The organism is Micromonospora yasonensis (assembly GCF_026013475.1).
Taxonomy (GTDB): Bacteria; Actinomycetota; Actinomycetes; order Mycobacteriales; family Micromonosporaceae; genus Micromonospora; species Micromonospora yasonensis.
The window spans coordinates 1-1791 of sequence record NZ_JAPDPH010000432.1 but is presented as its reverse complement, the minus strand read 5'-3'; the positions used below and the strand labels follow the sequence as shown (position 1 = coordinate 1791).

General features: G+C 70.8%; 1 protein-coding gene. It reads left to right on the top strand.

All coding sequences use genetic code 11. The features are described 5' to 3' along the window. Positions 1-1769 (top strand): LamG domain-containing protein (locus tag ONA70_RS36105; RefSeq protein WP_265010958.1); only part of this gene is annotated, 1769 nt, incomplete at its 5' end. Positions 1770-1791: the final 22 nt, after the last annotated feature.

Below are 1791 nucleotides of genomic sequence, written 5' to 3'. Positions count from 1 at the left end.
GCGGCCAGGTCACGCCGTACCTGGTCACCGCCCTGGGCAACGGCAGCGGCACGATCAGCGGGCAAGACCCCCAGTCCCTGATCACCTCCCAGCACGCCTGGCAGCTCAACGACGCCAAATCGGGGGCCGTGACCACCGCCCGGGACACCGTCGGCGCCCTCGCCGCCACCGGTAGCGGCGGAGTCAAGTGGAGCACGGGCGACATGTTCGACCCGGATGCCGTCTTCGACGGCACCAGCGGCAGCCTGGCCACCGCCGGGCCCGCCGTCAACACGAACGGCGACTTCACGGTGGCGGCCTGGATCAAGCCCACCGTCCTCGGCGGGACAGTCCTGTCGCAGGATGTCACCAACACCGCGGGCTTCAAGCTCTGGACCGACGCGACTGACAAGTCCTGGCGCTTCGCGATGCCGCGGACGGATGCCAGCAACCCGGTCTGGGACATCGCGGCCAGCGCCCCGGGCACCGCCCGTGCGGGGGTCTGGACGCACGTCATGGTGAGCTTCGTCAAGACGAGCGGCGCGATGACCCTGTACGTCAGTGGCGTGAACGCCGCCCGGACCAGCCACACCGCTGGCACGATGGCGAACGGCGCCTTCCGGATGGGCAACCAGAAGACCGCGGCCAGCACGTACGGCGGCTGGTTCTCCGGCGAGCTCGCCTTCGCGCAGACCTGGGACAAGGCCTGGTCCGTCGACGCCGACACAGCGGCGAGCGGGGACCCCGCGGTCCTCAAGGCCGCGTCGGGAGCACTGGTCACGTACCGTCGCGGGGCGGACGGCTGGATCTGGGGCAGCCAGCAGGCCACCGCCGGCGGCAGCTTCGGCGGCTGGATGCGGATCGGTAACCGCAGCGGCTTCATCGGCAGCCCTTCGGTCCTGAAGGCGGCTGACGGCACGTTGGTCATCTACGCCCGTGGGATCGACAACCAGATGTACGGGGTGGGCCAGCCGTCCGTCGGCGCAGCCTTCTCCAACTGGAAGTCGATCGGCACCGGCGCGCCGGCGACGGGCTTCGCCAGTGATCCGAGCGTCGTGCTGGCCCCTTCGGGCACCCTGGTCATCTACGCCCGTGGCGCGGACGGCTGGGTGTGGGGGACGAACCAGACCGCCGTCGGTGGCGCGTTCGGCCCCTGGCTGCGGATCGGCGGGGGTGGCTCCGGAGTCGCCTCCAAGCCGCAGGCCCTGCTCGCCGCCAACGGGACGATCGTGATCTACGCCCGGGGTACGGACAACCTCATCCACGGCGTGGGCCAGCCCTCGCCGGGTGCCGCCTTCGGTATGTGGGGCACCATGGGTGATCGATGGCCGCTCAGCAGGTTCGTCGGCGACCCGGCCGCACTGCTCGACCCGAACAACCGGCTGGCGCTCTACGCCCGGGATGCCGACGGCAAGATCTGGAGCACCGCACAGGGCACGACCGGCGGCAGTTTCGGCAACTGGTCGGTCGTCGGCAGCGGCCAGATCACCTACTCCGGTGACCCGGCTGCGATGAAGGGTGCGAACGGCACCACCGTGGTCTACGCCCGGGGCTCGGACAATGCCGTATGGGGCGTCGGGCAGTCCACCGTCGGGGGGACGTTCGGCACCTGGAAGGCCATGGGGACGAACCCGCCGGCGGCCGGTTTCGCCAGCGACCCGACGCCCGGACTGAGCGGGATCAACACGATCAGCCTGGTCGTCCGCAGCGCCGACAACCGCATCTACACCACCGGACAGTCGGCGGCGGGCGGCGCGTTCGGGAGTTGGACGGAGATCCCGATCTCCTGATCGACAGGCCGGCGGGGCGGCA